Here is a 12,418-nt window from a genome sequence, read left to right as displayed (position 1 = left end):
GGCCTCAGGCTGCCCAGTACGCGAGCTTCTGACGGGCCACCGCCCGGCGCACGGTGTCGACGAAGGCCTGCGGGTCGGACAGCATCGGTGCGGTGACGTGGACGACCTCCCACCCCGCATCGCGCAGGGCCGCGAGGCGGCGCCGGTCCTTCGTCAGCTGCTGCCGCAGGGCGTGCCACTCCCCGTCGTACTCCACGGCCACCCGGAACTCCTCCAGCGCCAGGTCGAGGCGCGCGACGAAACCTCCCGAACGGTCGCGCACGACGACGCCGGGCACGACGGGAAGACCGGCCCCGTGGAGCACCACGCGCACGACGCTCTCCTGCCGGGACTCCGCGCGGGGGTCGCACAGCTCCGCCGCCTTCCGTGCGGCCACCACGTGCGGACCGTGCACCTCGTCCAGCCACCGACGCAGGGCGGGCAGGGCGACGGCGCCGCCGCGCACCAGCGCGTCGAGGTTCGCCACCGCCTCGGCGAGGGGCATCCGCGTCGTCGCGTCGAAGGCCATCCTCTCCGCCGTGGCGACGGGGACGCCGTCCCGGGGAGCGCCGGGGTCGACGGTGCGTGCCCGGCGCAGCGCGATCCCCTGCACCGCTGTCCACCTCGCGCCGGCGGGTGCCGGCACGAGCACCTCGACCTCGTCCTCCCACCGTCGGAGCTCGACCCCCAGCAACGTCGCCTGGGACCGGCCGGTCACGACGCCTCCGGGGGGCAGCAGGAGGGCGGCGGCGCGGGACCGCAGCACGTGCGTCAACGGTCGGCCGCGAACCGTGTAGACCCCGCGGAGGACCCGTTGCACCGACGGGCCCCGCAACTGCTTCTCGCTGAACAGGCCGTCTCGCACGGCGTCGCGGCCGAGGAAAACCTCGGGGAGGATGACGTCCCGGTCGTGTCGTCGCATGCGCCGACTGTCGACCGGACGGGCCGCCGCGTGGCGCCGCCCCGGGCGGACTGTGGACGACGCAGCCCCGGGGAGAGCTGTGGAGACGGGGGCGACGCGCGGCGCCACCCTGTGGATGGGCTCTGGAGCAAGGCCTCCACAGGGCGGAAGTCGTGCTTCGAGACTTCGATTCGCCGCGAGGGGGGCGGAAAAGGTGTTTTCCGCGCGGGGTCAGGGCCGGGATCGGGGTCAGGCGGGCTGGGGGTGGGCGGCGAAGGACGCCCACATGGTCTCGGAGGCGTCCACCTCCTGCGTGACGGGCCCGAGCGGTCCCTCCGGTTCGTCGGCGCCCGGCCAGGAGTGACCCCGCCGACGATGCGTTGGAACTCCACATCGGCGCCCCCGCGCACCGGGCGTAGGTCGTGACGGAGACGTGTCCGGTGAGCGTCGTGCGGAGCGTGCCGGTGCGGCAGTCGTTGAGACGGGCCCAGGTCTGCACGGCGACGGGGGCGGAGTAGCCCCAGCGCAGGTCGTCGCTGCCGTGGAACGTGAGCACCGCGACCGGGGCGATCGCGGCGACGCGGTCCGAGAGCCGGCAGGCCAGGGCCGACGCCACCCGGCCCCCGCCGGAGTAGCCGGTCGGGTAGGTGCGGCGGGTGTCGACGCGTGCCGCGGCCCCGACCTGGTCGATGACAGCGGTCAGGAACGCCACGTCGTCGCGGGCCCCCGTCGGCGGGAACTGCCCGGCCGTCGTGGGGACGCCGGGCACGTTCCACGCCCAGCTGCCCCCGGCCAGCGGCGGGTCCGTGGGCGGCAGCTCGATGGCCGCCGTGGGGTCCGCGACGAGGAAACCCTCGTGCTCCGCGACGGCCGGCAGGCCGCTGATGCCGGCCTGCGCCGGACCGTTGGAACTGCTGCCGTGCAGGTCGGGGACGAGCGGGACGCGCGCCGGCCGGTGCGAGGGGACGAACACCTGGACCTCGGTGTCCCGGCCCGAGAAGCCGACCGGGACGGTCTGCGTCCGGGCTGGAGCGTGGGGGTGCACGCGGCGCCCCGCGGTGCGGGCGAGGGGCGTTCGACGGGGCACGGGGACTCCTTCGTCCAGGGTCGGTCCCGGGATCTCTGTGTGCCCTGTGAAACCGTGTCAACGCCCCGTCGATCCGCCCGGGTCGGGGTTCGTGCGGCGGACGGCGAGGTCCACGAGGAGGTGCGTGTCGCGGCGGTCGCGGCCGCCGAGGAACTTCTGCGGCGGACGGTGGACGTCCCGCAGTTCCAGTGAACCCGGAACGGGACGGCGGTCGTCGGCCGGGCCGGTGAGAGCCCAGTTCACGAGCTGGATGCGGACCGGGAACCCCGTGGTCTCGACGCCCCCGGCAACGGGGCCGACCGTCGCGTGGCGCACGCTCGGACCGAACTCGGCGGGGGAGGGGCGGATCCGGAGGAACCACGTCACGTCGTCACCGACGGTGGGTTTCGGGTGGTGCGGCAGCTCCTTGACGTGGAGCAGGACGCGGAGGACGACGAACAGGCGCAGGCTGACCGGGGTCAGCGCCGTGTGGCGGTGCACTCGAGGACCCGCGCACTCGACGGACCGGGGGACGAAGCCCCCGGGCGCGGGTTGACCGGGGACAGGGTGACCCGCACCCCGCCCCCGGGTCAAGCCCCGGTCATTCGACGGGTCAGTCCCCGTCGGCGAAGGCCGGGACGACCTGCTCGATGAACAGCGCGAGCGAGGCGCGCTTCTGCTCGTGCGTCATGCCGTTGTCGATCCAGAAGCTGAACTCGTCGACGCCGAGCTCCTCGTAGTACCGGATCCGCTCGACGACCTCCTCGGGCGTCCCGATCATGGCGGTCTTGTGCAGCGAGTCGACCTCGAACTCCGGCCGCTCGGCGAACTTCTCGACCGGGCTGGGCTCGAGGAACCCCTTCTCCGGGGTCGTCTTGTTCCCGAACCACGCGTCGAACGTTCGGTAGTACCGGGCGACGGCCTCCGCGGCGGGCCGCCAGCCGTCGGGGTCGGAGGTGGGGTGCACGTGGGTGTGCCGCAGCACCATGAGCTTCGGGCGGGACCGCTCGGGGTGGTTGCCGACCGCGGTGTCGAACTTGCGGGCCAGGTCCTCCACCTCCTCGTCGCCCTTCATGAGCGGGGTCACCATGATGTTGCAGCCCGAGGCGACGGCGAAGTCGTGGGACGCGGGATCCCGCGCCGCGATCCACACCGGCGGACCGGGCTTCTGCACGGGTGAGGGGACCGACGTCGAGGTGGGGAACTGCCAGACCTCCCCGTCGTGGGCGTAGTCGCCCTCCCACAGGCGCTGGACGGCGGGGACCAGTTCGCGCAGGTGCTTCCCGCCCTCGGTGGCGGGCAGGCCGCCGGCCATCCGGTCGAACTCGAACTGGTAGGCCCCGCGCGCCAGCCCCACCTCCATGCGGCCGCCGCTGATGACGTCCAGCAGCGCGCACTCGCCGGCCGCGCGGATCGGGTTCCAGAACGGGGCGATGATGGTGCCGGCGCCCAGCCGGATGCGAGTCGTCCGCGCGGCCAGGTAGGCGAGCTGGGGCATCGGGCTGGGGGAGACGGTGTACTCCATGGCGTGGTGCTCACCGATCCACACCGTGCTGAAACCCCCCTCCTCGGCCATGAGCGCGAGTTCGGTCAGGTTCTCGAACAGCTGCTGGTGGCCGACTTCCTCGTCCCAGCGCTCCATGTGCACGAACAGCGAGAACTTCACGGGTCTCTCCTCCTCGTCGGGTGGTGGTGGGTGCTCAGCTGCGCATGGTGAACGGGTCGGCGAGTTCTTCCTCGCTCGTGTTGATCCAGACGCTCTTCACCCGGGTGTAGTCGCGGATGGTCTCCTGGCCGTGCTCGACGCCGACGCCGCTGCTCTTGAACCCCTGGCGGGGCGACATGGGTGACATCGCCCGGTACGTGTTGACCCAGACGGTGCCGGCGTCGAGCCGGGCGGCCATCCGGTGGGCGCGGGACAGGTCCCGCGTCCAGACACCCGCCGCCAGGCCGTACTCGGTGTCGTTCGCCAGCGCGATGACCTCGTCCTCGCTGTCGAACGGCATGACGGCGGCGACGGGACCGAAGATCTCCTCCCGCACGACGCGCATCGAGTTGTCGACGTCGACGAGGACGGTGGGTTCGTAGAACCAACCGCCCAGGCCGCCGCCGTCGCTCGTGCGGCCACCCGTCAGGACGCGCGCGCCCTCCTCGCGGCCGAGCTCGACGTACCCGTCGACCTTCGCGCGCTGTTCGGCGAACGCCAACGGCCCCAGCTCGGTGCTCTCGTCCAACGGGTCTCCGATCCGGATCGTGCGGGCGCGGTCGGTGACCCGTTGCAGCAGCTCGTCGTAGACGGAGCGGTGGGCGAAGACGCGGCTGCCGGCGATGCACGTCTGGCCGGCGGCGGCGAAGATGCCCGCCACCACGCCCATGGCGGCGTTCGCCACGTCGGCGTCGCCGAAGACGATGTTCGGGGACTTGCCGCCAAGTTCCAGGGTGGAGCCGATGAACCGGCTGGCCGTGGTCGCCGCGATGCGCGCCCCGGTGGCGGTGCTGCCCGTGAAGGAGACCTTGGCCAGCCCACGGTGGTCGACGAGCGCCTGCCCGGCCTCGGACCCGAACCCGGTGACGACGTTGACGACGCCGGGCGGGAACCCGGCCTCGACGGCGAGCTCGGCGAGCCGCAGGACGGTGGCCGAGGTGTGCTCGGAGGGTTTCACCACGATGGTGTTGCCGGCGCACAGCGCGGGGGCCAGCTTGCTCGTCGTCAGGGTGAGGGGGGAGTTCCACGGTGTGATGGCTCCGACGACACCGAGGGGTTCGCGCGTCGTGTAGTTCAGGACCCGGCGGTCGGAGGTGGGGATCACGTCGCCCTGCACCTTGTCGGCCAGACCGGCGTAGTAGTAGAGGTACTCCGGCAGGGTGGTGAGCTGGCCCCGCATCTCCCGCAGCAGCTTGCCGTTGTCGAGGGTCTCCATCCGGGCCAGCTCCTCGGCGTTCTCGCCGACGAGGTCGCCCAGGCGCCGCAGGAGGCGTCCCCGGCGGGTCTGGCTGAGGTCCCGCCAGGAGGGATGCTCGAACGCGCGGGTGGCGGCGGTGACGGCGCGGTCGACGTCGGTCGCGTTTCCGCGGGCCACGCGGTAGTTCACCGCGAGGGTCGCCGGGTTGGTGCTCTCGAACCACTCCCCGCTGCTCGGGGCGCTGTTCTCCCCGCCGATGTGGTGGTCCAGCTGTCGCACGGGGACCGCGGTCCACGCGCCGGGGGCCGCGGTCTGCACGTCGGTCATCGGCCGACTCCTTCCAGGAACGGGACGAGGTGGGACAGGAGGTCGGCGGGCCGCTGGGCCGGCCACAGGTGGCGGGCACCGGGGACGACGACGGCGCGGCAGCCGGGGACCGCCTCAGCGAGGCGGCGGGTCATGTCCGGGGTGGAGCCGGGGTCGAGGTCGCCGGTGACCGCCAGCGCCGGGACCGTGATCCGCGCCAGCTCGTCGGCGAGCTCCGCGTCGGCCGTCGCGAAGACGCGGTAGCACCGCAGGTAGGAGGTGGTGTCGTTGGCCAGCAACGTCTTCTCGGTCCGGCGCACCAGGTCGGGGTCGACACCGTCGTCCGCAGGGAACCAGCGGTCCAGGGAGGCCGCCACGCTCGCGGGGAAGTCGGCCTCGGCGGTCGCCAGCCGGGCCAGCACGGCCTCGCGCTCGGCGGGGGTGCGGCGGCAGACCGAGCTCACGGAGACCAGGCTGGCGGCGAGGTCCGGTCGGAACCGCGCCAGGTGCTGGGCGACGAGCGCGCCGAGGGAGAACCCCACGAGGTGGGACCCGGCGGGCACCACCTCGGCCACCTGGCCTGCGAGGTCCGCGAGCGTGACGCCGTCGGGGACCGGGGCCGCGTCGCCGTGACCGGGCAGGTCAGGGGTGAGCACCCGGAACCCCTCGGACTCCAGCGCGCCGCGCACCGGGGCCCACAGGGTGTGGTCCAGCCCGACCCCGTGCAGCAGGACGACGGTTCCCCGGGTGGTCACGAGCGGCTCACTGCTCCGACGACAGCGGCGCCAGGCGCTGCTGCGGACGTCCCCGCGTGGCGGCGGCGAGGGCGATGAGGATCTCCCCGGCGTGGGGAGCGTCGGACACCTGGACCTCGACGCTCTGGTGGTGCGACCGGATCGTCGCGTCCGTCACGTGCTTGAGGGGGATGTCGAAGGTGGCGCCGGCCCGCGCGCGCTTCTCGACGGCGGGCAGCAGCGTCGTCGCGGCGGCTGCGCTCCGGAAGTGGTCGCCGAACTTCAGCGTGTGGATGAGGGCGGAGGCGTGCTCGACCTCGCCGTCGAGGCCCACGATGCCCGCCTTGCCGTAGGCCTCGGCCTGACCGCCCAGGGCCTCCAGGACACGGGGGGCGAGCAGCTTCCCCAGGTCGGAGGCGTGCGCGTCGATGCCCGGGGCGAGGTCCTCGACGAAACCCTGGCCCGCCCAGGGGTTCTCGATGACAGCCGCCACGACGGCGACGCGCGCGACGGGGTCGACCTCGCGGCCCCCCTCCCAGCGCGTCTCCTCGACGAGGGTGACGAGTTTGCGGACGTTCACGGTCGGTCCTCCAGGAGAGCGGGGGTCACGGCGGGGTCGGTGCTGCGGTCGCCGATGCGGGCGTGCGGGCGGGGCCCCGTCGACGCGGCCGCCACGACGACGATCTCGTCGGGCCGGGGAGCGTCCGCGACACGGACCGGAACCGTCTGGTAGTGGCTGCGGGTCGCCGCGTGGTGCTTGTGCCAGAGGGGAACCACGAGGGTCTCGCCCGCCTCGGCCCGGGTGTCGGCGAAGCAGATGATCGACTCCCCGTCGAGGTGGGCCCGGACGAGGTTGCCGAAGTACGGGGTGTGGATGAGGGCCGCGCCGTGCTCGATCTCGCCCGCCGTCCCGACGACCGCCGCCTTGCCGAACGCCTCGACGTGGTCCACGCCGCCGAGGGCGTCGAGGAGGGCGTCGGTGAGCGTCCGGGCCAGCGAGGGGGCGATGGCGGCCACGACCGGCCCGAGGTCCGTCGTGGCGGGGGTTCCGGCCCACGGGTTGCGGATGACGGCGGCCGCGGAGGCCCGCTCGGCGGGGACCGCGGGAGCGGTGCCGGCCTCGCTGAGCACCGTCTCGCGGTACACGACGAGCTTGCGGACCTCGACGGCCGGGCGCGCGTCCGGGGAACCGACGGCGGCGGGGGAGGTGGGGGTTTCGGCTGCACGGCGCGGAGCGGTACGAACCGCGGATCTGGTCGCCTCTTGCATGCCAGAGACGCTAGGTGTTCCGCACCGGCGGGTCAAGGGTTCGACGACGGCGAGCATCGGAGAGCGTGAAATCGTTGCGAGGGAGCCCAGGATCGGTGACCCCGCAGTCCGGAAAGACGCCGGGATCGTCATCACTGGCATGCCAGGCGGTCAGCGAGGGGAGAGCGTCCGGAACCCCGACGAGTGCCACACCAGCGGTTCGGTGTCCGGCGCGCCGCCCAGTGCGTGCACCTGCAGGAGGACGACGTCGTGGTCGCCGGCGGGGAACTGCGAGTGCACGGAGCACTCGAGCCAGACGGGGGCGCCGTGCACGAACGTCGCGCCGGAGCCCGTCGTCGTGGATTCGACCCCTGCGAAGCGGTCGGCGGCCCTCGAGGCCAACTGGCGGGCGGTGAGGTCGTGCGCCTCGCCGAGCACCGAGACGCCCAGCCGTCCGCCCGCCTCGGCCGCGGCCCGCAGCTTCGGCCAGCTCGTCGACGTGTGCTGCACGGCGAAGAGCACGAGCGGCGGGTCCAGCGAGATCCCGACCTGGAACGAGGAGGCGACGAGCACGGCGGGCCCGGGTTCGCCGGGCAGGCGGGCCGAGATGGCCGCGACGCCGGAGGGGAAGAGCGCGAACGTCGTCCTCAGCGCGGTGGGGTCGGCGTCGGGGGCGGTGAGGGTCAACGGTCCGGTCACGGGGACCTCCAGGGTCGGTAGGTGGTCAGCTGGAGAGGGTTTCGCGCTCGCTGCTGCGCACGTGGTCGCGCATGGCGAACTCGGCGCCGTAGCCGTCTTTCTCCCGGATGTGCTGCAGGACCTTCTCGTGCTCGGACAAGGACGCGCCGAGTCGGCCGGGTCGGTTGAGGGAACGGGCGACCAGCCGGTGGTAGGCGAGCTGGTTCATGAGGGTGCGGTAGTGGTTCTTCAACTGCGTGTTGTCCGCGCCGTCGATGATCGTCGAGTGGAACGCGTGGACGAGGTCGGCGTACCCGTCGTGGTCGTCGGCGGCGACGGCCAGGCGGGACCGCTCGATGTTCTCCTCGAGCTCGTCGAGCGGGGGAACGCGACCGCGGGCGGCCAGGAGGCGCGCCCCCATGCCCTCGAGGACCTCCTTGAGCTCGAAGAGCTCGATGACCTCGCGCCGGCTGGGGGAGCGCACGAAGGTCCCCACGCGGGGCCGGACCTCGATGAGCCCCTCGATCTGCAACTGCTTGAGCGCCTCGCGGACCGGGGTCCGGCTGACGCCGTGCTGCTCGGCGAGGGAGACCTCGGACAGGGGTGTGCCCGGCTGGTGGTCGCCGCTGATGATCGCGGTCCGCAGGGCGTCCAGGACTCGTGCCTGCGCACCGGTGAGTGTCGCGGCCTCCATCGGCTGTGGCATGCCAGGGACCGTAGGAGGGGGGAGCGGAACTCGTCAACTGGTGCCACCGTGTTTCGGGCGCGTGAACGCCCGTGACATCCACGTTCCAGGTTCCCGTTGTCACGACGAAAGTCGTGCCCTAGCCTTGACCCGCTCTCCTCTTGCATGCCAGCGTCGGTCTGCCACACGAGTCGCCCGCTCTCCGGAGAGCCCGTCGCCGCACCCGAGCCGTGCACGCTCCCGCTGAGCCGCAGCCAGTCGCACCCCAGCACGGTCCCACCCGATCCGGTGAAAGGAGCTGCCCGTGTCCACGCCGACCAGCAGCCCGCCGTCCGCTCCCGACGACTCCTCCTCCGGCGGCCCGTCCGCCACGTCCGACCCGCAGGTGCGTGCCGGGGTGCCCGGTTCCGCCGGTCGACGTCCCGGCCCCGTCCTGCTCGTCTCCGTCGCCGTCACGGTCGTCGTCGTGGCCTGGGGGGGCGCGGCGGGCGGGTCCCTGTCGAGCGCCAGTTCCGGTGCCTTGAACTGGATCACGTCGAGCTTCGGCTGGCTCTACCTGCTCAGCGCCCTGGGCATCCTCGTGTTCCTGGTGGGCCTGGCCCTCAGCCCCTACGGGCGGCTCCGCCTGGGGCGGGACGAGGACCGCCCGCAGTTCAGGACGCGCTCGTGGATCGCCATGATCCTCTCCGCCGTCATGGGCATCGGCCTCATCTCCTACGGCGTGGCCGAACCCGTCTCCCACCTGGCCGCACCACCGCACGGTCTGGCCGACCCCATGACGCGGGACGCAGCCGTCACGGCCATGCAGTTCTCCTTCTTCGACTGGGGCCTGCACGCCTGGGGCATCTTCGCCGTCATGGGGCTCGCCATGGCGTGGTCGACGTACCGGAAGGGCCGCCCGAGCCTCGTCTCCGCGTTGCTGCGGCCGATCCTCGGCCGGCGCGTCGACGGCTGGGTGGGGGGCGGCATCGACGTCTTCGCGGTCTTCGCCACGCTGTTCGGCACCACCACCTCGCTGGGTCTGGGTGCGCTGCAGATCAACGCCGGCCTGGGGTCGCTGTTCGGGGTCCCGGTCTCGACCGCCGTCCAGGTGATCGTCATCGCCGTCGTCACGCTGCTGTTCACGGTCTCGGCGGTCAGCGGCGTGGCCAAGGGCATCCGCTACCTCAGCGAGACCGCGATGGGGCTGGCCGGTCTGCTGCTCGTGTTCATCGTCGTCGTCGGGCCGTCGATCTACCTCGCGAACCTGCTCGTGCAGTCGCTGGGGCGGTACGCCAGCCAGTTCTTCGCGATGAGCCTCATCACCCCCGCGGACGGCGACCTCGCGTTCATGCAGTGGTGGACCTACTTCATGCTCGCGTGGTGGCTGTCCTGGGCCGCGTTCGTCGGCGTCTTCCTGGCGCGCATCTCCCGCGGCCGCACCATCCGCGAGTTCGTGCTGGGCGTCCTCGTCGTCCCGAGCGTCGTGTTCTTCGTGTGGTTCACCGCCTTTGGCGGGACCGCGATGCACCTGGACCTGACGCGAGGGGCCGGGATCGCCGCTGCCGCAGCGCAGGACGCGAACTCCGCGTTCTTCCTGACCCTCGATCAGTTCCCGCTCGCGACGGTCACCTCCACCCTGGCGATCGTCCTCGTGGTGCTGTTCTTCGTCTCCGGCGCCGACGCGAACACCTACGTCCTGGCGATGCTCACGACGCGCGGCAGCGAACGGCCACCGACGTGGTGCTTGGTCCTGTGGGGCGTCCTCACCGGCGCGGCCGCCGTGGCGCTGCTGCTCGCCGGAGGTCTGCAGGCGCTGCAGAACATGGCGATCGTGTCCTCGGCGCCGTTCCTGCTCATCGTCCTGGCCGCCACCGCCGCGTTCTGGAAGGACCTGCGCAGCGAGCAGCTGGTCCGGACGTGAGCGCGGCGGACCTCCCCGTCGTCGAGCTGGGGCCGCCCGTGTTCGAGGGGGGAGCCCGCTGGACCGACCTCGTCGCGCTGGTCCAGGACGGCGGGGGTCCGCGGACCGTCGTGCTCACGACGCTCGACGCCGGTGGCGGTACGGCCTGGCACCGGCACGCGCACGAACAGGTCCTCGTCGTCGTCGCCGGCGCGGGGGAGCTGGAGTTCCGCGACCGGCGGCGCGTCCTGGGTCCCGGCGACGTGGTCGTCGTGCCGCCCGGCCTCCCGCACCGGCACGCGGCGGCGCCGGACCAGGCGGTGACGCACGTCTCCGTCACCGCCGTGGGGGACCTCGAGCTCCTGGGGTGAGACGCACACGGCCCCGCACCCTCGCACTGGGTGCGGGGCCGCACTGCGTCGGGGCGGATGTCGTGCTCCCCGCCCTCAAAACCCCTTGGGGAGGGCGGAAAGAGTGTTTTCCGCGCGGGGGAGGGGTGCCGGGGAGGGGGGAGTGGTTTCCACGGTGGTGACGGGCGCGAAACACCGGTGAAACACGCGGGGTGTCTACTGTCAGTAGATGTTGGATGCCACCGTGAGACGCCCTTGGAGGCTCCCGTGACCGCCGCTCCCCCCACCTTCCCCGCCGCTGCCACCGCCGGCGTGACTCCCGGTCTGTCGGTGGCCGGAACCCAGTCCCTCGCGAGCACGGCCCGGGCCGACGGGGTCCGGTACCTGCTCGCCACGTTCACCACCCTCACCGGCAAACCCTGCTCCAAGCTCGTCCCGGTCTCCGCGGCCGACGAGCTCGAGGGGGAGGGGTGCGGGTTCGCCGGCTACGCCGCGGGCGGCCTCGGTCAGGTCCCCGCCGACCCGGACGTCGTCGCGGTCCCCGACCGCTCCTCCTACACGCCGCTGCCGTTCGTGCGCCCGGGGTTGGCGATGGTCCACTGCGACCCGCACGTCGAGGGCGTCCCGTACGCGTTCGCGCCGCGGGTGCTCCTGCGCCGGCAGATCGCCGCGGCCGCCGACCTCGGCCTGAGCCTGTCGGTCGGCGCCGAGGTCGAGTACTTCCTCGTCAAGCGGGGCCTCGACGGCCGGCTCGTGACCGCCGACGCCTCGGACGACGCCGACCAGCCCTGCTACGACACCCGGGGCGTGACGCGCATGTACGACCACCTCGCCGCCGTCTCCGACGTCATGGAGTCGCTCGGGTGGGGCCCCTACGCCAGCGACCACGAGGACGGCAACGGGCAGTTCGAGCAGAACTTCCACTACGCCGATGCGCTGACGACCGCCGACCGCGTCACGACGCTGCGGTACGTCATCCAGATGCTCGCCGAGCAGCGCGGGATGATCGCCACCTACATGCCGAAACCCTTCACGGACCGCACGGGCAGCGGCATGCACCTGCACCTGTCCCTGTGGGGCGAGGACGGTCCGCGGTTCCCCGCCGACGAGGACCCGCGCGGACTCGGACTGTCCCGCACGGGGTACGGGTTCACGGCGGGGTTGCTGGCGCACGCCCCGGCGATGCAGGCCGTCATCGCGCCCACCGTGAACTCCTACAAGCGGACCGGCGCCACGTCCACCGCGTCGGGGGCGACGTGGGCACCGCGGGCCGCGACGTACGGCGGCAACGACCGCACGCACCTCGTCCGCGTCCCCGACCCGCACCGCGTGGAACTGCGGGCCGGGGACGGGGCCGCGAGTTCGCACCTGGCCACCGCCGTCGCGCTCGGCGCCGGTCTGGACGGTGTCCGCCGCGACCTCGACCCGGGGGCGCCGGGCGAGCGGCCGGCCGACGCGCCGCTGCTGCCGCGCACGCTGCTGGACGCCGTGCACGCCTTCGAGGCCGACGACGTCGTCACCGGCGTCCTCGACGCGGTCGACCCGGGTGCCGGGGTGTCGCGCTACTACGCCGAGCTCAAGCGCGAGGAGTTCTACTCCTGGCACGCCCGGGTCACCGACTGGGAGGTCGACCGCTACCTCACGGCGGTCTGACTGGACACTGAAGAGAAACGACGACTACCGTGA

12 protein-coding genes are annotated in these 12,418 nt (G+C 72.8%); 3 read left to right on the top strand and 9 right to left on the bottom strand.

What is annotated here, in order from left to right; all coding sequences use genetic code 11:
- Window positions 1-4 precede the first annotated feature (4 nt).
- From AB2L27_RS14285 to AB2L27_RS14245, 9 genes are all read right to left on the bottom strand, one after another.
- Entirely contained in the window at window positions 5-901 is an 897-nt protein-coding gene (locus AB2L27_RS14285) for an endonuclease domain-containing protein (RefSeq protein ID WP_370442149.1), read from the bottom strand.
- Between the two features lie 1,123 nt (window positions 902-2,024).
- Window positions 2,025-2,447 (bottom strand): hypothetical protein, encoded by a 423-nt coding sequence (locus AB2L27_RS14280; protein ID WP_370442148.1) that lies wholly within the window; start codon window positions 2,445-2,447, stop codon window positions 2,025-2,027.
- Between the two features lie 112 nt (window positions 2,448-2,559).
- Window positions 2,560-3,612, bottom strand: a complete 1,053-nt coding sequence (locus tag AB2L27_RS14275) for an LLM class flavin-dependent oxidoreductase (protein WP_370442147.1) — start codon at window positions 3,610-3,612, stop codon at window positions 2,560-2,562.
- Window positions 3,613-3,646: 34 nt separating this feature from the next.
- Window positions 3,647-5,176: an aldehyde dehydrogenase gene (locus AB2L27_RS14270; RefSeq protein ID WP_370442146.1), complete on the bottom strand. Its 1,530-nt coding sequence runs from the start codon at window positions 5,174-5,176 to the stop codon at window positions 3,647-3,649.
- On the bottom strand, window positions 5,173-5,910 hold the full coding sequence (locus AB2L27_RS14265) for an alpha/beta fold hydrolase (RefSeq protein WP_370442145.1): 738 nt from the start codon (window positions 5,908-5,910) through the stop codon (window positions 5,173-5,175). Before AB2L27_RS14265 ends, AB2L27_RS14270 begins: the two co-directional genes overlap by 4 nt.
- 7 nt (window positions 5,911-5,917) lie before the next feature.
- Entirely contained in the window at window positions 5,918-6,469 is a 552-nt protein-coding gene (locus AB2L27_RS14260) for an amino acid synthesis family protein (RefSeq protein ID WP_370442144.1), read from the bottom strand.
- On the bottom strand, window positions 6,466-7,158 hold the full coding sequence (locus tag AB2L27_RS14255) for an amino acid synthesis family protein (protein ID WP_370442143.1): 693 nt from the start codon (window positions 7,156-7,158) through the stop codon (window positions 6,466-6,468). The genes AB2L27_RS14260 and AB2L27_RS14255 overlap by 4 nt, the downstream gene beginning before the upstream one ends.
- Window positions 7,159-7,308: 150 nt before the next feature.
- Window positions 7,309-7,836: a flavin reductase family protein gene (locus AB2L27_RS14250; RefSeq protein WP_370442142.1), complete on the bottom strand. Its 528-nt coding sequence runs from the start codon at window positions 7,834-7,836 to the stop codon at window positions 7,309-7,311.
- Window positions 7,837-7,861: 25 nt separating this feature from the next.
- On the bottom strand, window positions 7,862-8,521 hold the full coding sequence (locus AB2L27_RS14245) for a GntR family transcriptional regulator (RefSeq protein WP_370442141.1): 660 nt from the start codon (window positions 8,519-8,521) through the stop codon (window positions 7,862-7,864).
- A 283-nt stretch (window positions 8,522-8,804) separates the two neighbouring features.
- Here AB2L27_RS14245 and AB2L27_RS14240 point away from each other — a divergent pair, with 283 nt between their 5' ends.
- The 3 genes from AB2L27_RS14240 (at window position 8,805) to glnT (ending at window position 12,385) form a co-directional block, all read left to right on the top strand.
- Window positions 8,805-10,403, top strand: a complete 1,599-nt coding sequence (locus tag AB2L27_RS14240; RefSeq protein ID WP_370442140.1) for a BCCT family transporter — start codon at window positions 8,805-8,807, stop codon at window positions 10,401-10,403.
- On the top strand, window positions 10,400-10,753 hold the full coding sequence (locus AB2L27_RS14235) for a cupin domain-containing protein (protein WP_370442139.1): 354 nt from the start codon (window positions 10,400-10,402) through the stop codon (window positions 10,751-10,753). Before AB2L27_RS14240 ends, AB2L27_RS14235 begins: the two co-directional genes overlap by 4 nt.
- 291 nt (window positions 10,754-11,044) lie before the next feature.
- On the top strand, window positions 11,045-12,385 hold the full coding sequence (gene glnT / locus AB2L27_RS14230; RefSeq protein WP_370442198.1) for a type III glutamate--ammonia ligase: 1,341 nt from the start codon (window positions 11,045-11,047) through the stop codon (window positions 12,383-12,385).
- Window positions 12,386-12,418 lie beyond the last annotated feature (33 nt).

This window comes from Kineococcus halophytocola, assembly GCF_041276425.1.
In the GTDB taxonomy this organism is placed as follows: domain Bacteria; phylum Actinomycetota; class Actinomycetes; order Actinomycetales; family Kineococcaceae; genus Kineococcus; species Kineococcus halophytocola.
Note: the sequence above shows the minus strand (reverse complement) of the source record. Positions and strands in the feature narration are given on the sequence as shown.

What these genes read in the sequence shown, in the direction of transcription:
- AB2L27_RS14285 (WP_370442149.1), bottom strand. Translation starts at nt 901, where the DNA reads ATGCGACGACACGACCGGGACGTCATCCTCCCCGAGGTTTTCCTCGGC.
- AB2L27_RS14270 (WP_370442146.1), bottom strand. Translation starts at nt 5,176, where the DNA reads ATGACCGACGTGCAGACCGCGGCCCCCGGCGCGTGGACCGCGGTCCCC.
- AB2L27_RS14255 (WP_370442143.1), bottom strand. Translation starts at nt 7,158, where the DNA reads ATGCAAGAGGCGACCAGATCCGCGGTTCGTACCGCTCCGCGCCGTGCA.
- AB2L27_RS14245 (WP_370442141.1), bottom strand. Translation starts at nt 8,521, where the DNA reads ATGCCACAGCCGATGGAGGCCGCGACACTCACCGGTGCGCAGGCACGA.